Source organism: Gordonibacter faecis (genome assembly GCF_030077735.1).
Taxonomy (GTDB): Bacteria; Actinomycetota; Coriobacteriia; order Coriobacteriales; family Eggerthellaceae; genus Gordonibacter; species Gordonibacter faecis.
Genome location: NZ_JASJEU010000014.1, coordinates 145,080 through 167,617 on the forward strand (window position 1 = coordinate 145,080; position 22,538 = coordinate 167,617).

General features: G+C 60.5%; 15 protein-coding genes. 1 reads left to right on the top strand and 14 read right to left on the bottom strand.

The genetic code is table 11. From position 1 onward, the window contains the following. Positions 1–5: 5 nt before the first annotated feature. The 8 genes from QNJ86_RS08340 to QNJ86_RS08375 all read right to left on the bottom strand — a co-directional run bounded on the left by QNJ86_RS08340 (position 6) and on the right by QNJ86_RS08375 (position 11,478). On the bottom strand, positions 6–2,192 hold the full coding sequence (locus QNJ86_RS08340) for a YhgE/Pip domain-containing protein (RefSeq protein ID WP_283832150.1): 2,187 nt from the start codon (positions 2,190–2,192) through the stop codon (positions 6–8). Beyond that, positions 2,185–4,779, bottom strand: coding sequence for a YhgE/Pip domain-containing protein (locus tag QNJ86_RS08345; protein ID WP_283832151.1), 2,595 nt, complete (start codon positions 4,777–4,779; stop codon positions 2,185–2,187). Before QNJ86_RS08345 ends, QNJ86_RS08340 begins: the two co-directional genes overlap by 8 nt. A 125-nt stretch (positions 4,780–4,904) precedes the next feature. Further along, positions 4,905–6,218: an FAD-dependent oxidoreductase gene (locus QNJ86_RS08350; protein ID WP_283832152.1), complete on the bottom strand. Its 1,314-nt coding sequence runs from the start codon at positions 6,216–6,218 to the stop codon at positions 4,905–4,907. Positions 6,219–6,572: 354 nt separating this feature from the next. Then, on the bottom strand, positions 6,573–6,911 hold the full coding sequence (locus QNJ86_RS08355; protein WP_283832153.1) for a YolD-like family protein: 339 nt from the start codon (positions 6,909–6,911) through the stop codon (positions 6,573–6,575). After that, a complete protein-coding gene (locus QNJ86_RS08360; protein WP_283832154.1) occupies positions 6,904–8,286 on the bottom strand; it encodes a Y-family DNA polymerase in 1,383 nt (460 codons plus the stop codon). Before QNJ86_RS08360 ends, QNJ86_RS08355 begins: the two co-directional genes overlap by 8 nt. 82 nt (positions 8,287–8,368) lie before the next feature. After that, the gene (locus QNJ86_RS08365) at positions 8,369–9,571 is read right to left on the bottom strand and encodes an NADP-dependent isocitrate dehydrogenase (protein WP_283832155.1); all 1,203 of its coding nucleotides are present in this window, start codon (positions 9,569–9,571) and stop codon (positions 8,369–8,371) included. A gap of 117 nt (positions 9,572–9,688) precedes the next feature. Next, positions 9,689–10,273, bottom strand: coding sequence for an RloB family protein (locus tag QNJ86_RS08370; protein WP_283832156.1), 585 nt, complete (start codon positions 10,271–10,273; stop codon positions 9,689–9,691). A gap of 8 nt (positions 10,274–10,281) precedes the next feature. Further along, entirely contained in the window at positions 10,282–11,478 is a 1,197-nt protein-coding gene (locus QNJ86_RS08375; protein WP_283832157.1) for an AAA family ATPase, read from the bottom strand. A 215-nt stretch (positions 11,479–11,693) separates the two neighbouring features. On the opposite strand from QNJ86_RS08375, the gene QNJ86_RS08380 reads away from it, so the two are divergent. After that, complete coding sequence (locus QNJ86_RS08380) at positions 11,694–12,359, top strand: hypothetical protein (protein WP_283832158.1); 666 nt, start codon at positions 11,694–11,696, stop codon at positions 12,357–12,359. A 32-nt stretch (positions 12,360–12,391) separates the two neighbouring features. Here the strand turns inward: QNJ86_RS08380 and QNJ86_RS08385 are convergent, their stop codons facing one another. From QNJ86_RS08385 to thrH, 6 genes are all read right to left on the bottom strand, one after another. Next, complete coding sequence (locus QNJ86_RS08385; protein WP_283832159.1) at positions 12,392–14,179, bottom strand: ABC transporter ATP-binding protein; 1,788 nt, start codon at positions 14,177–14,179, stop codon at positions 12,392–12,394. 118 nt (positions 14,180–14,297) lie between these two features. Continuing rightward, a complete protein-coding gene (locus tag QNJ86_RS08390; RefSeq protein WP_283832160.1) occupies positions 14,298–17,453 on the bottom strand; it encodes a mechanosensitive ion channel domain-containing protein in 3,156 nt (1,051 codons plus the stop codon). 10 nt (positions 17,454–17,463) lie between these two features. Beyond that, positions 17,464–18,303, bottom strand: a complete 840-nt coding sequence (locus QNJ86_RS08395; protein WP_283832161.1) for a transporter substrate-binding domain-containing protein — start codon at positions 18,301–18,303, stop codon at positions 17,464–17,466. 229 nt (positions 18,304–18,532) lie between these two features. After that, positions 18,533–21,139, bottom strand: coding sequence for a DEAD/DEAH box helicase (locus QNJ86_RS08400; RefSeq protein ID WP_283832162.1), 2,607 nt, complete (start codon positions 21,137–21,139; stop codon positions 18,533–18,535). Positions 21,140–21,410: 271 nt separating this feature from the next. After that, positions 21,411–21,794: an MGMT family protein gene (locus QNJ86_RS08405; RefSeq protein WP_283832163.1), complete on the bottom strand. Its 384-nt coding sequence runs from the start codon at positions 21,792–21,794 to the stop codon at positions 21,411–21,413. 30 nt (positions 21,795–21,824) lie between these two features. Beyond that, a complete protein-coding gene (gene thrH / locus QNJ86_RS08410; RefSeq protein ID WP_283832164.1) occupies positions 21,825–22,427 on the bottom strand; it encodes a bifunctional phosphoserine phosphatase/homoserine phosphotransferase ThrH in 603 nt (200 codons plus the stop codon). Positions 22,428–22,538 lie beyond the last annotated feature (111 nt).

A 22,538-nucleotide genomic window follows, 5' to 3' on the forward strand; every position in this document is an offset into this window, starting at 1 on the left:
TCCGCCTATCCAATGAGTTTGGACGATTCCACCTGCTCAACGTACCAGGTCATGAAGTGCGACAGCGGTTTGCGCAGGACGAGGCCGATAAGTGCGGCCGGAATCAGGAACAGCAGAAGCAGGCCCATCTCTATGCAGAAGTCATTGCCGCACACGCCAAACATGGCGGCGCGCATGGCGTTCACCACATGCGTAGCAGGCAGCCACGGGCTGATCCCCTGAATGAACGGCGGCAACAGCTGCAACGGGAACGAGCCACCGCACCCGGTCACCTGCACAATAAGCAGAAGCACCGCCACCGCCTTGCCCAGGTTTGCGAACGCCGCCACCAGCGCGTAGATGAAGAACGTGAACACAAGCCCCGCCACCCAGAAGCACAACATAAATAGCAGCGGCTCCGCCACCTGCACCTGCAAGAACAGCCAGTTACCCAGACCCATAACGGTAGTCTGCGCGAGCGAAAGCAGCCCCATCACCGCAAAGCGGCCGAGGAACAGCTCGCGCGGTTTCGGGTTAACAAGCGTCGTGCGCACGCGCGCGGGTACGGCGGGCTTCACTGCCACCAAGATGAGCAGCGACCCAATGAACAGCGCGAGCGTGGTGTAGAACGGCGCCATAGCCGAGCCGAAGTTCTCCACCGGAAACACCGCCGTGCGCTCAAGCCCCACTGGCGCGGCAAGCGCTCGCGACAGCAGCTGCGTGTCCGACCCCAACACTCGGCGCAGCATGTCCGCATCACCCGTGGCCAGCGCCTCGTCCACGCCGTCGGCAAGTTCGCGCAGCTGAACGCCTGAATCGCGCAACTCAGCGGCCGCGTCGCCAATCTTGCCCGCAGCAGCCCCCAACACCTCGCCGGCCGACCTAGCAGAGTCGGCCAAGCCCGCACCCGCCGCGCGCAAATCACCCAGCCCTGAGTCCACCTGTTCCGCAAGCGATGCCGCGTCGACGGCAAGACGCTCGAGGCCTGGACGCACCTTCGCGTCGAACTCGGCAGCAAGTGCATCGGCGTTCTGCTGCGCCTGATCGGCGAGTGCCTTCACCGCTTCGCGCTCGGCTTGTGCGTCGGCGTTGCCGGCCTCCAGCTTGTCGGCGGCCCTCAGCAGGTTGTCACGGATGCCCACCATGAGATCCGCCTGCGCGTTCATCTGCGCCACCGCGCTATCCAAGGCGACCCGGTACTCTTCGGGCACCTGGTCGCGCAGGGCGGCCAGCTCGGCCGCTGCGTTGCGATAGCCTACAGCCCGACCATCCACCACACCCGCCTGTACACGTATCTGCGCCGCACATTCCTTCGACCCCGAGTCCGCAGCGGCGAACAGGCCGTCCACCGAGTCCGACACCGCTCCGAAGCCTGCGCCCGTGCTCTCAAGCGCACGCGACAGATCATCCACCGACTGTCCGAGCGCATCAAGAATGCCGCCAGCGGCCGACGAACCCTCCGAAGCGCGCGCCGATACGTCGTCGATGGCGGCCTGTGCCGATGCCACCAACTTCGCCGAATCGCCCGCGAGCGTCCGAGCCGATGTGGCCAGAAGCGCGTACTGATCAAGCACCGCCGCCGTGCGATCGGCACCTTCAGCCATAGTGCGCACATGCTCCGCAAGCTTGCCGATACGCCCGTCCGCGTCTGCCTCGTCGGCGTAGCGCGACAGCGATTGAGCCAGTCCCAACGCCACCGCCGAAAGCTCTTCGGCAAACACTTTGTTCACTTCGCGCGACACGGAGTCGGCGCCCTGATCAGTGATTTTGGGGGCGATGGCGCTCTTCTTCTCGTTGGCGTAGTAGACAATCTTCGCGTGCTCCACGTCGTCGGAGTAGAACGTCAGCATGTCGCGGCTGAACTCCTGGGGAATGACCACGGCCGCGTAGTAGCGCCCCGACCGTGCGCCGTCGATGGCGTCGGCCTCGTCGGTGAACGTCCAGTCTATCTGCTCGTTTGCGCGCAACGCCGACACCACCTGTTCGCCCACGTTCACGCGCAAAGGCACCAGGTCGCTCTCGTAGCCCTCATCCACGCTGGCCACAGCCACGGTAAGATTGCCCGTGTTGTCAAACACGTTCCAGCAAGCAATAACGTTATACCAAGCGAAAATGGACGGCATCACCACAAGCCCCACAGCAATGATAATGCTCATCGCGTTCGCAAACAGGCTCTTCACGTCGCTGTGAGCGATGCGCAGGATGTTACCCACGGCCCTCGCCCCCCTTCGCGACGGCAGGCTCCCCGTCAGCGGCGCGCTCCATTTCGTTGCGCGCAATTCCCAACTCCAGCAGCCCCTCATTGGTGAGGTCATCCAAAACCAGCTGCCGCTCGAAGCTGGCGCGCAGGCTCTCCACCACAACCAGGAACACGAACACCGCTACCATCCACACAAGCCACGCGGTGAGCAGCCACACCTTTTCCGTGGGGGTGAGTGCGAAGAAGATGGTGAGCGCGACCGGCACCGATAGACCCAGCGCCACCGAACCGCGGATGAGACGCGGGTACCAACGCGAGAACCGCTCGTAGCGCTGCGTGATTTCCTCACGGTACTCATCCTTGCCGGCAAGCGCGCGGAACAGTTGCGAGAAACGGTAGGGCCGCGCGGGAATTTCCACGTCCTCGCCGTTGAACAGGCCGCTCTCGCGCACCTGTCCGGCCACCATACGGTTCACGTTGGCCATGAGTGGCCGCACAATCAGGCCAAACGCCATGAATCCAACAAAGAACAGTGCAAGCATCCAAAGCGCATTCGCGTACTGCGAACCATAGAAGCCGCAGATGGCCTCGCGCATGGCGGCAATGCCGTACGTGAAAGGCAAATACGGGTAGACGGCTTGGAAGAATCCGGCCGTCATCTCGATGGGATAGAGGCCCGTTGCGCCCGGGATCTGCGCAAACACTAACACGATGCAGAGGCCCTTGCCGATGTGCTGCAGCGTGACGGAAAGCGCGTAGATGATGCTGAGGTAGGCGAGCGACGCCACAGCCGCAGCGAAAAACAGGGCCGGCACACTGGCGGCCTGCACGCCAAGGGCCAGCACGCCTGCGCAGCACACGAGAGCCTGAATCACCGCGAAGCACGCGAGCAACAGGAAACGCCCCAGGTAGCGCTGCGCCACGGTGAGATTGCGGATGCCCTCGGAGTCTACCTCCTGGCGCATGATGACCAGCAACATGAACGCACCGATCCAAAACGTGAGGTTCATGAACAGGGGCGCCATGGCCGAGCCGTATGCGTTCAGTTCGTAGAGCTGCTCGGTGACAAGCCGCGTGGGCGAGCCCATGAAGTCGGCAACCTTCGCGGCGTCCAAACCGTTCTCGCCGAAGAGCTTCGCAAAGGCATCGGATCCGCCCAGGGCCAGTACGTCGGAGCGCGCCGTGTCGAGGCTTTGCTCGAGCTCGGCCAGCAGCCCATCGGTTTGTCCAAGCGCCTCCTTGGAAGTGGAAAGCGTGGATAACAGCTGGTCAAGCACGAGCGAGGCCTGGTCGACGAGCAAATTCTGGTTCGACACTGCGGTGCCGAGGGCGGCTGCGGCAGCGGAGAGTTCACCCAGGCTTTTATTCACCGCAGGCACCGTGGTACCGAACAGGCCGTTCGAGTACACGCTTGCATCGTCGGCCGCTTGCTGCACGGCAGCATCAAACGCGTCGGACGCCTGCGCGACAGCCTCCGAAAAGCCCTGCGCCTCGGCGCCAAGGGAGGTCAGGCCGTCGAGTGTCTTCTGCGCCTCATCGGCGCGCGCGTCCACGGCATCGGCAAGAGTCACCAGCTGCGCCTTGGACGGGTCGTCGTCGGGCATCGTGGCTGCCAAGTCGCGCAGATAGCCCGCGAGCTGGCGGTTCTCGTCCACGATGATGCGTGCATGCGCAATCGACGCGTCGATGTCGGCACGCGCCTCACCAGCGGCGGCCACCGCGTCGCCTACAGCAGCGTGCGCCTTCGTCGAGGCCTGCGACACCGCAAGGATGCTCTGACTTACCGCCGGCGCCGCGACAGCCGAAAGGTTCGCCAGGCTCTCTTGCATCTGCGCCGTCAGGCCGGACACGGTCTGGAGCGCATCGTTCGCGTCAGCAATGACCGTGCGGGCGTGCTCAAGCGAGCCCTTCGATCCGTCAGCCTTCTCTAGTGCCCTGTCGGCGGCGGCCGACGCGTTTGCAAGGGCATCTCGCGCCTCACCCACCGCGTCTACCGCCCCCGCCACCTCGGAAAGAGCCCGCGTGCGCGACTCGTCAACCGAGACACGCGAAGCGTCTATGGCCTGGTCAATAGCGTCGGCGGCCACATCGCTCACCGTCGATACGAATGTTGAGTTGACGGTGCCTTCCAGCGTTGAGGCACCCGTGTCGGTAATCTTCGGGGCTACGGGGCCGTTCTTCTCATTCACATGATATTCGATGGAAGGCTGCTGGAAATCACCCGTGGTAAGCGTCAGCAGCCGCTCGGTAAAATCTTTCGGGATGATGAAGGTAGCGTAGGCCTCGCCGGTGCGCAGGCGCTCAAGCGCCTCGTCGCGATCGGCGAACGTCCAGTCCAGCTGCTCGTTTTCCTGCAGCTTCTCCACAATCAAGTCGCCCACGTGCAGCTCGCCCGTGAGTTCGCTCGATGCGCCGGCGTCCTCGTTCACCACATACACACGCAGGTTGCCCGTGTTGTCGTAGGGGTTCCAGAAACCCACGACGTTGTACCACGTGTAGAGGGAGGGCAGCACGAGCAGGGCGACCACCACCACGAGCGCAGCCGGCACCTTGAGCAGACGCAAGATGTCGCGCTTGAACACCCGCAGCACGTTTCCCATTACCCCAGTCGCTTCCCTTCTCCGTCACCTTTGCCCTCAACGAAGGGCATGATACCTCACTTTTGACGGAGTGTCAGGCGAGTTTTGACGCTTCTCGGCAGTACGTCAACAGAGCATGCCGTCCCTCACTTCCCCACGTCGATACCTTTCGTGGCTGGTCCCTCTACCACGGCACCTTCCGAAGAGAAACGCGAGCCGTGACAGGGACAATCCCAGGTGTCTTCCAGGTTGTTGTGAGCAAGCGTGCATCCCATATGCGAGCAGCGCTTTCCGGGCTTCACCAGGTTCACTGTCGAGGTACCCAAGTTGGAGGCGAGGCTTGCATGAAGCATCGAACGCTGTGGCGAAAACACGTCCGCGGCATCGCTGCCGCCTTCCACAATGAGGTCCGCCAGAAGTTCGGCCGCCACGAGTGAGCCGGTCATGCCCCATTTGCTGAACCCGGTGGCCACATACCAGTTCGGGTCCTCGCGGCGATGGATGCCCACATAGGGCACGTGATCCAAACTCATGCAATCCTGCGCAGCCCATGCGTAGCGCTCGACCGCTTGCGGGTAGGCGCGCCTCGTAAAGCCGCGAATCTTGCGATAGCCTTGCTTGGGACCAGGCCCTTCGCCCGTGCGATGGCCACCGCCGCCCACTAACAGATACTCGCCGTACGTACGGAAGGAGAAACCATCGTCCACGCCGATGAACATGCCGTCGGGTTGCAGCGCGCCCTCAAGTGCCAGGGAGTACGAGCGCTCCTGGTGCAGCTTCATGAAGTAGAGCCCTGGTATGTTGACCAGCGGATAGCGCGTCGCAAACACAATGTGGCGCGCGGTGACCGACCCCTGCGGCGTGTGTGCTGTGTCGCCCTTCACGTCGCTCACGAACGTATCCTCGTACACGTTGATGAATGGCAGCAAGCCGTAAAGTAATTTCAGCGGGTTGAACTGCGCCTGCTGCTGCATACCCAACGCGCCGTTATTCTTCAGCGGCAGCGGTGCCTTATTAAGCACCTTATGCGGAATACCCAGTTGCTCGTATGCAGCCAGTTCCTGCTCGAGGGGTTTGGTTGAACCCTCGGCGTAGAGATAGGCCGTGCGTTCCTCGAAGTCGCAGGGTACCGCCTGCGAAAGGCAACGGAAGCCTTCGACTGCGTTTTGATTCGCCACAAAGTAGCGACGGGCCACGTCTTCGCCGCGCTCTTTAAGCAGGCGGTCGTAGATGAGGCCATGCTGCGCCGTCACTTTGGCGGTGGTACCCTGCGTGGTGCCCGAGCCCACGCGCCGTCCCTCCAATAGCACGCAGTCGCGCCCAGCCTGGGTCAGCAAGAAAGCCGTGAGTACGCCCGCCATGCCGCCACCTATCACCAACACGTCGGTTGTAAGCGCGCGATCGAGAACCTTCGATGGTTCACCGGTGCGCTCGGAGTACGCCGTCCATACGGATGTCATGGCCAGCCCCTTTCGTCCGTCTGCATTTCTGCCAGACGATACCGGGCGGCACCACCGCAGGGCGCTTCGCCGTGTGAACCGTCAACCGTCGCTTGCCGGAAGGTTGCCCGACCGATGAGGTTGCCAGTTGAGGCAATCCCCAATCCACCCACCTCACCGCCAGGCGAAACACACAGCCTGGGCCACATTTTCGCGCTGCGCGCGAACAGGGCTGTGACAAAAGCCCCCTACCTGTCAGGTTGGCCGTAGGGCAAGGGCTCTGCCCTTGCCGACAACTACGCCTGATCTACCTGTTTACTGATGTTGAGCAGCAAGGGCAGAGCCCTTGCCCTACGCAATACCCGCAAAGGCAACTCACGCTTGATGCAGCATGAGAATATCGTCGAAGGGGATACGGGTGCGCACGATGGTAAGAACGCGCCCCGCCTCGTCGATGTCGGTCACCATGCCACGCAAGGTGACGTAACCCTCGCCGTCGTAATAGCTCACCTCCGCCATCTTTCGGCGTTCCACCTGCGAAAACGCATGTGACAGCGCAAGTGATTCTTCCTCGGTGAGGTCGCGCTTCGGCTCCACCACGCGCTCGCGTTCGCGGATGAGGTCGTAATAGCCCCGCAGCGCCGCAAAGGGCATGAACTGCTGCGCGCGGTTGGCGCGTTGCCCGCCGTCGGCGCGCACCTTCCACTCAGGCATGGTGACCCCCAATCTGCTGGTTGCGTTCGCGCGCCGTCGCCTTTTCCTTCAAGCTGGTGCCCCGCAAAAGCGCATTCTTGCCGAACTTCCCCTTGACTGCCAGCACGGCCTCTTGCAGCTTGCGTTCTTCCGCCTCGGTCGCCACGTCGGTGAAGAGATCGAACGTAGCCAGCTCTTCGGGCACCACATCGCCAAAGCCCACGTGAATGCGCCGCACCGCCACGTCCCTGCGCGTTGTTTCGTCATACAAATCCAAAAAGCGCGGCAACAGCTTTGCAAGCGAATTCGTGCGATCGGACTGTCGCCGCGTGCCGCCCGTATGGGGAAACCCGCGGCGGCCACTCACCGGCCGTCGTCCGTGTCCGCCATCGAACCAACCTTCCGCCGCCTCGCGTGCGCGGTCGCCCTCCCCCTTCGCGTAGCCCACATACAGCGAGAGCGACGAGGCCACCAGGTGCTTGTCCACCAAGTCCAATACCAGCTGATCAACCATCTCCTTCACCACATCGCGCGCTTCGTCAAACGTATAGTCACACGGCAGCACTTGGCCGTTCATCAGGGAATGAGCGCCTGGCTCGTAGGCGCGAATATCGGCAATCGTACACGGCTCCACCCCGTGGGCGTGGTCGATGAGGTATTCCGCATTCACGCCAAACTCGCAGTAGAGCGTGCTCTCGTCCAGCTCACACACGCCGCGCAGGTCGTGCACGCCGTGCTTCGCCAGGCGCTTCGCAATGCCAGGGCCGATGTTCCAAATATCGGTGATGGGTCGGTGCGTTTGGATAGTCTGCTCAAACGTGGCACGATCAAGCACACCAATGTGATCGTCGGCGTGCTTTGCCGTAATATCAAGCGCCACCTTCGCCAGAAACAGGTTTGACCCGATGCCCGCCGTGGCGCACACCCCCGTCTCGGCCAGCACCGCGTCCATGAGCATCTGGGCGAACGCACGCGCATCCACGTGGTAGAGCGCCAGGTAGGGCGTCGCGTCGATAAAGCACTCGTCGATGGAGTACGGATGAATATCCTCGGGCGACACGTAACGTAAATAGATTGAATAAATGTCGGCCGATACATCCATATAGCGCTGCATGCGCGGCCGCGCCTTAATGTAGTCGATGCCAGGCGGGATCTCAAACACGCGGCAGCGCCCCGGCAACCCAAGCGCCTTGAGCGCCGGAGACACCGCCAAGCAGATGGTTTTCTCCGTGCGATCAGGGTCAGCCACCACAAGGTTCGTCGTGAAGGGATCGAGCCCGCGGTCGGCGCACTCAACGCTTGCATAAAAACTTTTCAGGTCGATGCACAAATACGTACGCTCATCAGCCACGATACCCTCCCTTCGCCAACTTATTAGCTGAACATTTGTTCGCATTAGTATAGCGTGTTTCCGCGACAATCGCAAAAAGAAACCGCCCTTTCGGACGGCTTCTTCACAAGAAGTATGAAAGCTAAAATTACGCCTCCAGCCGCTTCGCGATAGCTAGAATAAAGTCGCGGGTCGAAAGCGTCGTCGGGTTCGGCAGCGTGGTGATGCGCGCGAGGTCGCCCGTCATCTCGCCCGCCTCGATGGTGTCAAGCGTGGCCTTCTCCAAGCGGTCGGCGAACGCCACGAGGTCATCCAGTCCGTCCAGCTCACCGCGCTTGCGCAGCGCGCCCGTCCACGCGAAGATGGTGGCCACCGAGTTCGTGGACGTTTCCTTGCCCTCCAGGTGCTTGTAGTAGTGGCGCTGCACGGTGCCGTGCGCCGCCTCGTACTCATAGTAACCCTGTGGCGACACCAGCACCGACGTCATCATGGCCAGCGAACCAAACGCGCTCGACACCATGTCGCTCATCACGTCGCCATCGTAGTTCTTGCAGGCCCAGATGAAGCCGCCGTCGGCCTTCATCACACGCGCCACTGCGTCATCGATGAGCGTGTAGAAGTACTCGATGCCCGCCGCCTCAAAACGCTCAGCGTATTCGGCGTCGTAAATCTCCTGGAAGATGTCCTTGAAGCGGTGGTCGTACTTCTTGGAGATGGTGTCCTTCGTGGCGAACCAGATGTCCTGCCCCAGGTCAAGCGCGTACTCAAAGCAGCTGCGCGCGAAGCTTTCAATGGAGGCGTCCAGGTTATGCATGCCCTGCGCAATACCGGGGCCGTCGAACTCCTGCACCAGTTCGCGCGTCTCAGTGCCGTCAGCCGCGGTGTACACCAGCTCCACCTTGCCGGGGCCGGGCACGCGCAGCTCGGTGTTCTTGTACACGTCGCCGTACGCGTGACGCGCGATGGTGATGGGTTTCACCCAGTTGCGCACGCACGGCTCGATGCCCTTCACGGTAATAGGCGTGCGGAACACGGTGCCGTCGAGCAGCGCGCGGATGGTGCCGTTCGGGCTCTTCCACATTTGCTTGAGGTCGTACTCGTCCATGCGCGCCGCATTCGGCGTGATGGTGGCGCACTTCACGGCCACGCCCAGGCGCTTGGTGGCCTCGGCGGAATCCACGGTCACCTGGTCGTCGGTGGCGTTGCGATGCTCAAGCCCCAGGTCATAGTACTCGGTCTTGAGGTCGACATACGGGCAGATCAATTCATCTTTAATCATCTGCCAAATAATGCGCGTCATCTCGTCGCCGTCCATCTCCACCAGCGGCGTGGTCATTGCGATCTTCGTCATGGGCATCCTCCGTGTCATGCGTGAACCTGCGTCCCACCCATAATACCCCAGCACCCGACTTCCCCGCCGCCTGTTAACCACACCTTAACGAAAGCGCCGCAACCTGAAGCAAAAGTGCTAAATTCCCAAATCGCGCAATCGCTCCACAAGCTGTTGCACAGTCATAAAGCACCGATCTGATTGCTTGAGTCTCAGGTTTGCATTTACAACCGCGGTATCCACCCTTTTTGGTTTTTCGTCAATAGCCTTCTCCATCCAACGCAAGTCAGATTTCGCACTATCATCGTAAACGGCATCAAATCCCATCTCTTTTCGATATGCAGCAAGTTTTGAATACAGATCCTCTTTCTTCCAGATACCCGTTTGCTCAAAGTGTTGAACAAGAAATGCTTCAAACTGAGGCCTCGTAAAAGCCAGCTTTACCTTATGTGATTCTGCATAATTAAGAAGTTCAGCATAGGAGCACGTCATCCTATCATCGTCGCATACGCTCCAGCATTCGATATCATCCGCGTTAATTCCAAGCTCTTGCACCAATATATCTCGCTCTTCAAGCGTTCGATCAATAAGAGCCTTATGCTGTCCCTTCTCTCCTAAGATATGGATGCCAACATAGCCAGGAATACGATACGAACGCCTCAGTATTTCAAAATACTCCTTTTCAGTTTTTCCTTCGCAACAGATGAGGATTACACGACCCATACACCCTCCTACCCTTCACGAACGAGAGGGATGCCGCCGTACAAACCTTCTCTATAGCGTTTCTCGATTGCTTCTCCTTCGCGAACCCCTCGCTTAGCAAGAGGCGTCACGACAGATTCCTCACGGCTATTTTTTTCAACCAGAATAATATTATCTCTTCCAAGAGAGGTACGCATGATGCTGGTATCATGGCTATTGAAGATGAGATGCGCTCCGTTTTCAGACTTTTCATCAAGAAACAAACCAACAAGAGTTTCAATCAACTTCGGATGCATCGAGGTGCCAAATTCATCAAGGTAGATAATTCCACCTTGTTCAAGAGCTGCGATAATCGGCACAACCGTCTTGAAGAATCGTTGCGTTCCGGCTGATTCTTGATTCCAAAAATCAAGCTCTCGCATGCCTATGATAGATTTTTCATCGTCACGAATCGCATGTACCGTCTTAAACGAAGTTCCTCCCTTGAGCTCCATTCCGCGTTTTACTTCATCGGGAATCGGCAAAGAAGCCAGCAATTCCTCGGGCAAAGGAACGCTTTCAATTTTAATATCCCTAATCGCAAAATCGCATTTGCGAAGCAGTTCGAGCGTTTTCTCTCGTAAACTCTCATTATCTTTAAGCAACTCTACAAACAAAGCACCGCGATCTGTCAAGTCATCTAAATCGACGGCGACATTGTAAAAGAAGTCAAATACTACATTTGCATAAGAATTGTTATCTTCGCGGCCTTTTGTTACAAGAAGCGTTTCATCTCTTGTTTTCGCAAGAAGCCTCTTGCCAAAACCAAATTTGTCCGAAGAGGGACTCATTTCTTTATTTGCTTCGCGACGAAACACTGTTTTCATCTTGTCGGTATGTTCCGACTTTTCTTTGAGCTCCTCAAAGACAATATGAGCGTCATCAAAAGCAAGCGCATATTGAAAAATCCGCCCATCCTGCTCGAATCGTACCGCGAAGCGGCTCGGCTGCCTTGCAGCACTTTCGCGCAATAGAAACGGTTCGTAGGGCAGTTTCCAGTTTGCATCAGCCGAATTGTAGAGGCAAAACCGTATAAGTTCTAATGCTTTTGCGATATTTGATTTACCGCCAGCATTGGGTCCATATATGCCCGTTACGGCGCGCATATCACGCTCGCCAAAAGTCAATGTTTGAGGCGAATAGAACGAGCGGTAATTATCAATTGTGAGTGACAGAAGCGATGACATAACATGTCCTCCTTTTCGTGTAGGAACATGCTAACAAATTTTCTGTTAAACAAGCCTATTTGTTACTTTTTTACATTACAACGATAGTTTACAGAATTTTCTTACAACAGAACTCGCTCCACACGATCATTGCCGCTGCTCGCTTTTCGCCACTAGCAAGTCTAAACTATTAAAAGCCCCATTCGAAACGTACAGACACCGTCGAAAGGAACAACATGGACGAGTTTGGGATGGAAACCAGCGAAGAAATTGCGACGGGTGTCTCTTGTGCGCAGGCGAAAGCGGCTGCGCTGCGCGTGATGTGCGCGCCGGAGCTTGTGAGCAAAGTGTTCCTCGAAGGCGGGCTGGTGCCTTGGGTTCTCAGCGGCAAGGATTCAGGCCGCCTGCACGGTGACATTGACTTTTCGGTGCGACTTGAGGATATGCCAACTGTACGCACATGGCTCAAGCACGAAGCTCTGTACGACCCCAGCCTCGACTCGTGCCGCATACCCTGCAATACCGGCGGCGAAGAATACGGCATCCATGCCTACATCGACGGCGTCCTCGCAAGCTTCTGCCCGTTCTTCTTCCGCGACGGCACACTCGTGCAGCGAAACGCCGAGCAGGCGGCCTTCGCCGGCTACGACGCGTTGCTCGAAGCCACCATTCCCTCTCTCGACGAGGCAGACTTCGTGGAAACGCGCGAGCTCCCCGACGGCACACGCGCTGGCTTTGCCACGCTGGAAGCCTGTCGCGCCGCGAAAGCCGCGAGCGACCGCCCCAAGGATCTTGCCGACATTGCCGAGCTCGACCGCCTCGGTTACGACGAAAAGCGCATGGAACGCGTCGCACAAGCCTTCGCCACCATGACCATCACCTGCCCCGCCCATAGCGAGTAGATCAGCCGGCGCGGCGTGCCGGGGCAGGTGATCTACTCCAAGTACGCGCCGGTTTGGCGGCTCCACAGGTTGGCGTAAGTGCCGCCGGCTTCTATGAGGTCGGCGTGGGGGCCGTCTTCTACCACTTTGCCGCCGTCGAGGACGACGATGCGATCGAGGCTGGCCACCGTGCTGAGGCGGTGAGCCACCACAAGAGCGGTGCGGCCGCGCATGAGGGTGGCGAGCGCGTCTTGCACCAGCTGCTCGCTCTCGGAGTCGAGCGCGCTCGTGGCCTCGTCCAACACGAGCACCGGACAGTCGGCCAAGAGCGCTCGCGCAATGGCAATGCGCTGGCGCTGGCCGCCGGACAGCTTCACGCCACGCTCGCCCGTGACCGTGTCGAAGCCCTGCGGCAGCCGCTCGATGAACTCAAGCGCGTTCGCCTGCCGCGCCGCTTCGCGGATCTGCTCCATCGTGGCATCGGGCCGCCCGTAGGCAATGTTCTCCGCGATGGAGCGGTGGAACAGCAGCGCCTCCTGCGGCACGTAGGCAATCTGGCGACGCAGCGACTGCTGCGTAGTGTCCGCGATATTCTGTCCGTCAACGAGGATGCGCCCTTCTTGAATGTCGGACAAACGCAGCAACAACTTCGTGAGCGTGGTCTTCCCCGCGCCACTCGCGCCCACAATACCCACGCGCTGACCAGCGGGGATGTGCAGATTCAAGTCGTCGAACACCCGCGTGCGCGTGTCGCCGTCGGTGTACCAAAACCCAATGTCCTCGAAGTCGATAGCGCCCTCATGCACCTCAAGATCGGGTGCGCCCGGCTTGTCGTCCACCAGGCGCGGTTCATCCAAAATCACCGTCATGCCACTTGCGTCGCCGAATGCGCGGTTGAAGCGTTGCAAGCCGTTGTTGATGAAGTTGAACTGGTTCGTCACCGTGTAGGTGTAGGTGAACATCACCACCAGCGTACCCGGCGTGATGCCGTACCACGCGTTGCCGCCTGCAATAAACACGGCCACCACACTCATGATGGCAATGGTGATGCACGCCGTCACAATTCCGCGCGTGAGCGACGCCCACATGCGCTTCGAGTCGCGCGCCACCACCTCGCGGTTGGCCTGGTCAAACAGGCTGCGCTCGTAGTCTTCGCGACCGTAGGTTTTCACGGCCAGAATGTTCGCCACCGAATCGGACAGTTCGCCAGACAGCTGGTTCTGCGCGCTCGCCGCCTGCTCATTCAGGTGCAAAATGCGCTTGTACATATAGTAGGAGACGCCCGCGTACACTGCCAGCAGCACCATGAGGATGGCCACGTACACCGGCACGCGGGGCGCCAGGATGGCGCACGTGAACACCACCGAGCAAATGACCGGCAGAAACGGGAACGTGATGGTTTCCAGCAGCAGCTGATACGCGCTCATGAACTTGGTGGTTTGGCTCACCAGCGTGCCGCCGAAACGGTTGGAGTGAAACGACATCGACTGGTTCGACAGCGCATCGAACGACATGGTAGCCAAGTCGTAGGATGCCGCAATCTGGAGCCGATACATCGTGTAGTCCTGCAGCTTGCTGGCCGCCTGACCAGCCACGTTGATGCCAATGAGCGCCGCAATGTAGGGCCCGAACACCGTAAACACCTCATCGGGCGCCACCGACCCCGCGCTCACGCGGTCCACCACGAGGCTCATCACATAGGGGTTGCCATACGACAGCAGCGCCACGAAGAAGAACGTGGACGCCATCAGGGCCACAAACAGCCCCAAATGCCGGCGCGTAACCAGCCAAAAGTAATGAAGCGTGCGACGCGTGGTGGACGCGCGAGCTGAACGTGACATGCGGGGTTCCTTTCTTCTTGCTCGCCCCCGATTATGCCACAGTCGTCAAGCGCGCCCGACGGACGTAGGGCAAGGGTTCTGCTCTTGCCCTACGGCCACAACCCACACATTACGCGCGCTAGCGCTTCCCCTCTTCGTCTTCGTCCTCGTTGCCAAGCTTTTTCGCCGCGGCCTTTTGTTCCTCGTTGAAGCGGTCGGCGCTCAGCTTCTCGGCGTAGGTCGCCTTCTTGAACTCGGTCGGCTCGTTGATAACCACCTGCGGGAACGGAATGCTGATGTCGTGTTTGTCGAACAGCAGCTTCATCTCGCGCTTCAGGTCGCGCTCAAGCTGGATGCGATCCTTCTCGGAGCATTGCACCAAAATGCGGATGCTCACACTGTTGTCGCCAAGTGCCACCACACCCTTGTAGAACGGGCCATCGATAATGGCAGGCAGACGCTTGCGGATGTTCGGCAGCTCTTCGGCCAGGATGTTCTCCACGCGCTCGAGCGATTCGCCGTACTCGATGCCCACGTCGCAGAACGCGTACGACGTTTCCTTTGTCATGTTGATGACGTTGCTGATGTCACTGTTGCGAATGACCTTGATGTTCTGCGCGCCGTCCTCCACCTTCGTGGTGCGCACGCCAATTTCCACCACAGTGCCGCGCCAATCGCCCACCATGATGATGTCGCCCACGCGGAACTCGCCCTCAAAGATGATGAACAGGCCAGACAGTATGTCCGCCACCAGCTCTTTCGCGCCGAAGCTGATCGCGATGGACAGAATGCCGGCGCTGGCCAGAAGCGTGGTGGTGTCCACGCCCACCAGCATGAGGCAGTAGTACACCATGCCGATGATGGTGGCGTATTTGATGAAGCTGCCCAAGAGGCGGCACACCGTTTCGCCGCGCGCGCCCAGCACGCTCGCCAGCAGGCCCAACACCTTGCGCAGCACCGCAACAGCCGTCAGCGCCACGCAAATAAACATGATGCACGCCGTAATGGCGAACACGTTCAGGCCGCGCTCCCATTCGCCGCCCAGGATGTAGGAGAAGATGGACGAGCTGCCGAAGATGCGGTCTTGGAACACCACGGCCACGCACACGGCCACCACCGAAACAGCTACCAGCCACTTCACGATGGTTGCGGTCTTTTGCTCGGCGGTCTTCTCGTGCCACTTGAACGACTTCGCAATCCAACGGCTGGCCGCCGACTCGGTCTTGGCGGTGCGTCCGCTCGGCATGGTGACGTCGAACATGCGCGAGTCTTCCTCTTCGCCGCTGGCGCCTGCGCTCGCCGCGTCCGTGCTCGCGCTCGCGTCCGCGCTCGCCACGCCCGCGTCCACCGCAGCTGCAGCCGCAGCCGTCGCGCCCTCGCGTTTGCGCACGTCAAACGCCAATAGGAAGAAAATCACCACGAGGCACACCGCCGCTACGCCACCCGTAGCCAACGTAAGCGGCACGCGCTCAGCCATGAGCTCGCCTTCGGTGCCCGCCACGAACAGGTAGTAGTCGCCCGTTTCCACCGCCGAGGCGTAGTAGGTTGCGCCGTCGATGGTCAGGTAGTCACAGTACCCATCCTTCAACTGGCCTTCCGTCATGCCGTGCTCCAAAACCGGCTTGCCCGCCAGGCGCTCATCGGGGAAGTATGCGAACGTTTTGTCGGCCTTGTTCACCGCGAAGGCGAAGCCATCCGCGCCCGCCTTCACGCCGTCGAGCACGCTTCCTATCTGCACGCTTTCAAGCATACTTTCAAGGCGCGTCGGGCGGATGCCAATCTGCACGAGGCCGTTCACAGTGCCCTTGTCGTCGTGCAGCGACACACCAATATACTGGCGCAGCTCGCCGGAAATCTCGTCGGTCTGCGGCTTCTGCACCACCGAGTCGACCCCCTGCAGCAGCTTCCTGAACTCGAACGACTGGTCGGCAGGGTCTTCACTCAGCGTGAAGTTCGCATACGAGGAATTCGTTGCCGTCAGCGCACCGGTAGCGTCCAGCACGTACACGTACTGGATTTGCAGCACGTCAGCGAGGCGCTGCAAGTCTTCGCGGTTCGCCAGCCCCGGATTGTGGTCAAGCACGTAGCCGGCCACGCGCGCCTTGCTCAGGTAGCGCTCGCTGTACTGGTTCGTAAGCGCGTCCATGCGGTCGGTCGCGCGCTGGATGGTTTCTTCCACCTCTGCGGCGCGCTCGTCGTTCGCCACCGACTCAGACGACAGCGCAAACAGCGTCTGCATGTAGAACGACACACCCAAAATGGCGATGAAGCCCACAAACGAGAACACCGCCGCCTTGCGGCCGATGGTTTTGTTATAACGCAAGGGCCCCACGGCGCGGAAGTCCGCCGGGTCGTGGCCGCGCCGCTCGTCCTCGCGCATGACGAAGATGCCGTACATAATAACCACGGTCATCACCGCGAAGAAGATGAACAGGATCACGCCCACGGTGATGTTGCGCGTAGCAGCCAAGTCGCCTTCGGGCACGGCGGCTACGTAGTAGGTGTCGTCGATCTTGGTCACGCCAGCGTAGAGCCGCTCGCCACTCAGCGTTATCTCGGAGAACGCGCCGTCTTCGAGGGCCGCCACGTCGATGCCGGCCTCAAGCGCGTCGGCACCCACGAGGCGGGTGTCGGGGTGGTATTCAATGAGGTAGTCCTTGGCCGACACGGCGAACATGAAGCCTTGCTCGCCGATGGTAATGTGCTTGAGTGCGCTTGCGGTTGAGCCCGTTTCCGCAATGAGTTCGCGCAGTTCAGCGGGGTGCTGCTCAATAACTACCATCGTGTTGTCGTCGATGCGCGCGGCGTAGTAGCGCATGAGCCAGTCTTGCTCAGGCAGTTCCACCTCCACAGGAAGCGACGCCGCGCCGCCATCAAACACGGTGCGCAGCTCGTTGAAGCGCGAGTACGTAAAGTTCGCCTTCGTGTCCTGCGCCTTCGCCACCACCGCGCCATCGCGGCTTACCACCAGCACGTTGTCCACGCCGAGCAGATCTTTATACTCCACCATCTTCGCGTCGGCGGCCTCAAAGCCGGCATTGTTGTTCGCCATGAACGCCACACTTGCGGCTTTCGACTGGAAGATGGCGTCATGGGTTTCGGTGTTCTGCGTGGCGCTTTCGTCGGCCGTCGCCAGAAGGTCGGGCAGCGCCGCGGCTTCCTGGCGCATCTCCTGCGTGTAACTGTCAATGGACAGGTTGCTTTGCAGCGTGAACAACAGCCCCGCCATGCAGGCCATGCTTGCGGCCGCCACTGCCACCAGGACGGCTATCTTGATTTTGAGTTTCGTCGACATCCGTCCCCCTCTAGTTCCACTTGTCAATGAGGCGCGCCACCGTGCCGTCGTCCAGCATGACCTGCACGGCCTCGGCCACCGGCTGGCTCAAGGCCGAGCCCTTCTGCGTGGCAACGGCGTAACTCTGGGTATCAATCTGGAAGTCAAGCAGGCTGCGGTCGAAGTCGTTGAACGTGTTCGCAAGGCTTGCGTCCATGCATGCCGCATCGATGGAGCCTTCCTCCAAGCGGTCGCTCAGCTCCTGGTAAGAGGGCACCTGCACCAGATGGAACGTGTCGAAGCGCACGTCGGAGTTGTCCGCGTTGGCCTCAAGCGCCTCACCGTTCGTGAAGCCCGCCTCTGTGAGTTTGATAACCAGCTGCGGCGCCGTATTCGAGCCAGACATAGTGCCGAAGGTGCGGCCTTTCAACCCATCAAGGCTGGTGATGAGCGAGCTGTCCTCCACCATGATGACGGAGCGGTCCTCGTAATAGACCGGGGAGAAGTCGAAGTTCTTCTGGCGCGATTCGGACACGGAGTAGCACGCCACGAGGCAATCCACCTCGCCGTTCAGAAGCATATCCTTGCGCGTTTCGGGCAGCACGTCCACGAACTCCACGTCGGCGTAACCAAGGCGGCGCGCCAGCTCTTCGGCCAGGTCAATCTCAAGACCGTAGTGCTTGTTGGTGTCCTTGTTCAGGTAGCCGAAGCCCACCACGTCACTGCGCACACCCACGCGCAAAGTGCCCTCGCCAGACGCTGCGGGCGCACCGCTGCCGCCTGCGCACCCCGCAAGCGCCGCCAGCGCGCAGGTCAGCGCCACCGCCGCAAGCGCCCACACCGCACGCCTTCCCCACCGTGCCTTTGCCATCCGTCTTCTCCTCTTCGACGTCACACCCTCAAACGAGCGCACACCACTACAAGGCGCACGCCCTCAAAAGGAAAAGTATGGCAAACGAAAAGACCGAAGCCCCCGACACCCACCAGGTTCAATCGATAATTGACCGGTTGACAGCAAGGGCAACGAGCGGACAGTGGACGCAGCCGGGCGTTACCCCGGTTAATCCTCAACGTTCCGACTCTCTTCAATCAATAGGCCTCTACAACTCTTCGAAGAAGCCTACGCGGTAGTTTATGAATACGGCTTCACCTTCTTCTTGGGTGGCGTCAAGGTCCACGTCGGCGACGATGGCAAAGTCGTGGTCGGCTTCGGGGTCGCTGAAGATTTGGCGAACATGCCACACGTGGTCGGTGCGCTCGTCGGACTCGTCGATGGACAGGTACGCCATCGAGCGCGCGTCGGCATCAATGGCAATGTTTTCGTGCGCCTCGTAGTACGCGTCGAGCGCCCGCTGCCAGCGCGGCTCACCGCAGCCCCAGTCGGCATCAAGGCGACCCAACTCATCCACGCGACCTTGCGAAGCCAGTCGCACGCGCGCGAACAGGGCATTCCGCACGAGCACCGTGAGGCCGCGGCGGTCGGCCACCACCTCGTCGCCAGCCGCAGGTGGCGCGGCGTCGAACATCGAGCCTGCATTCTCCCACTCGTCCACCAGGCTTGAATCTACCGAGCGCACGAGGAAGCCCAGCCACGACACAATGTCTTGCAGCCGCTCGTCGCGCCGTTCGGCCGGCACCGTGCGGTCGAGCACGCGGTAGGCATCGGCCAGGTAGCGCAGCAGCGTGCCCTCTGAGCGCGCAATTTTGTAACGACCCACGTACGTCTTGAAGTCCGACGCGGTCTCCACCATATCGCGCACCACCGACTTGGGCGCCAGCTCGAAGTCGCGCGCCCACGGTACCTCCTGGCAGTACCGCTCAAACGCCGCCTGCAGCAGGTCCTCCAGGGGGCGCGGGTACGTGATCTCGGCCAGACGCTCAATCCGCTCGTCGTACTCCACATCGTCGGCCTTCATCTCGGCCATCGCCTTGTCGCGCGCGATGCGCTCCTGCGCGCGCAGCACCTGGCGCGGGTCCTCCAGTGTGGCCTCCGCCATGGAGATGACATCGAGCGCGTAGTCTTCGTCCTCGGGGTCAAGCAGCTCCAACGCCGCCAGTAAAAATGGCGAAAGCGGCTGGTCAAGCGCGAAGTCCTCAGGCAAGTCCACCGTGGTCACGTACTCCACGGTGCCGTCCTCGGCTTCCAACCGCTCCACCACATCCGCGTCAATGAGCGTCTGGAATATCTCGTCGGCGCGCAGGTAAAGCGCCGCCTTCTCTTCGTCAGTCTGCGCCGAGTCGGCTATGAGCGTACGCACGCGCGTGTACGCGTCGCCACCCTGCACCACTTCAGAAAGCACCATCGAATGCGTGATGCGCATGCGCGGCTTCAGCGTTTCAGGCACGGCTTCAATCAGGCGCTCGAAGGTCTGCTTGTTCCAGGTGACGAAGCCCTCGGGCGGCTGCTTCTTCTTGATTTTGCGCAGCTTCTTGGGGTCGTCGCCCGCCTTCGCAATGAGTTTCGCGTTCTCGATGTCGTGCTCGGGCGCGAGGGCCATCACCATACCCTCGGTGTCGAAGCCACTTCGTCCTGCCCGCCCGACAATCTGGTGAAACTCGCGGGCGCGCAAACGCCGCATCTTGCGTCCGTCGAACTTCGTAAGCGCGGTCAGCACCACCGTGTGGATGGGCACATTGATACCCACGCCCAGCGTGTCGGTACCGCAAATCACCGGCAGAAGCCCCTGCTGAGCAAGCTTTTCCACCAACAGCCGATAGCGCGGCAGCATGCCCGCATGGTGCACGCCCACACCGCTCAGCAACAGGCGCTTAAGCGTTTTGCCGAACGCCGTGGTGAAGCGCGTGCCCTTTACATATTCCTTGATTTCCTCGCGCTGCTCCTTCGACGCCACGCCAAAACTTGAGAGCGACTGCGCCGTAGCCAGCGCTGCATCCTGCGAGAAGTGCACCAGGTAGAGCGGCGCCTCGCCCTTGCGCAGCGCCAGCTCCACCGTGCCTTCAAGCGGCATTTCCACGTACTCGTAGGCAAGCGGCACCGGGCGCGGCGCGTCGGCAATCACGTCCACATCGCGGCCCGTGCGCTCACTGAGCGAGGCCGCAATGTTCGACACGTCACCAAGCGTGGCGCTCATCAGCAGAAACTGCGTCTTCGGCAGCGTGAGCAGCGGCACCTGCCACGCCCAGCCGCGGTCGTAGTCGCCGTAGTAGTGGAATTCGTCCATGGCCACGCACCCCACGTCGGCGTGCTCGCCCTCGCGCAGCGCCTGGTTCGCGAGAATCTCGGCCGTGCAGCACACCACGGGTGCGCCCGCGTTGATGTGCGCGTCGCCCGTCACCATGCCCACGTTCTCACGCCCCAGCACGTCCACCAGGTCAAAGAACTTTTCGCTCACCAGCGCCTTGATGGGCGCCGTGTAGTAGGAGCGCTGCCCGGTGGCCATTGCCATGAAGCAGAGGCCGAGTGCCACCATAGACTTGCCGGAGCCGGTGGGCGTACCCAAAATTACGTGGTCGCCCATCATGAGCGCCATGAGCGCTTCCTCCTGGTGAGGCCACAATTCTATGCCGCGCGCCGCCGTCCATTCGAGGAAGCGGTCGAGCGCCGCCTCGGCATCAAGCCACGGCTCGGGTTCGGGTGCGTCGTCGTCTTCAGGCTCCCACCACGTGGGCGAAAGCCGGCCGAGTGATCCGGGCTCAAAAGCCCCTTCCGCAGAAGCGTCCGCGGGAATTTCGTCATCATGTTCCATGACCACCAGTCTAGGGGATGGGGCCGCCGGGCGCCAGTGCCAACACGGCCCCTCGTCGAATCACCAGGAACGGCACGATGCTGTAATAAAAGTGCCCTACCAACCAGGTTTTCCGTAGGGCAAGGGCTCTGCCCTTGCCGTCAACCACGTCTAACCTGCAGGTTTATCAATGTTGAGCGGCAAGGGTAGAACCCTTGCCCTACGGAAAACCCACAAAGAGCCGAACTTTGTTACAGACCCTTCGTGCGCACCACCGGCCGCGAAGGCTCCGCTACAAAGGCAGCGCCAACTGCTCGGGTTCACCAGTGGGAGGCCACCGATGGTGGGCCAGGTCAATGGCCCCATCCTCCAAGAATGCGACACCCTCTGCTTCCAAGAGCGCCCGTTGTTTGTCCTTGCCGCCAAACGCATAGGTCGGTGCCAAGGTACCCTGCGCGTTCACAATGCGATGACACGGCAGGTTCCACGCGCGCTGTACGCGACTCATCGCCAGGCCCACTTCGCGCGCGGCCTTGGGATACCCCGCCAACTCGGCAATGGTTCCATAGGTGCACACCGAGCCAGCGGGAACATTTTTCACCTGGTCATACACGCACTCGAAGAACACTTCGTCCATTTCAATGAGGCCCGCGCCAACACGCTCACGCTCTTCCATCACACGCCTCCGTCACTTCACGCGGCTCCGCTACGCCAGCTCCCTTTTGATGGCCGCTAGCAGGTCATCGTAGCTTTCAAACGCCGACAAGTCAGGGTTTTCAGCCTTAATGGAATCGGGGCTGCGGAACAAAAAGCCCGCCTTGCTCGCGCGGATCATGCCCAGGTCGTTGTGGCTATCCCCCGCCGCGATGGTGTCAAACCCGCATGACTGCAACGCGCGTACCGTCGTCAGCTTCGACTCGGGGCAGCGCATGCGAAAGCCGATAATGGCACCATCCTCAGCCACCTCAAGTTCGTTGCAGAACAGCGTCGGCCACCCCAGCTTCTCCATCAAAGGCTTCGCGAACTGGGTAAACGTATCGCTAATGATGATGGTTTGAGTCGTGGCGCGCAGTTCGTCTAAGAACTCACGCGCCCCGGGCAAGGGGTCGATGGTGGCAATAGTGCGCTGAATTTCCGCAAGCCCCAGCCCATGCTCGCGCAGCACGTTCAAGCGCCAGTCCATGAGCTTGCCGTAATCAGGCTCGTCGCGCGTCGTCCGCGTCAGCTCCGGAATCCCGCTCGCCTCAGCAAACGCAATCCAAATCTCCGGAACCAGTACACCCTCCAAATCCAAACACGCTACATACATCAACCCTCTCCCTTCAAGCGTTAGCCGCGCCTTCTGCGAACTGGCCGCATTCCCGCATATAATACCTGGAATCAACGAGCCGCGCCCGTCGCAACGTTTTGTTTCTTTACG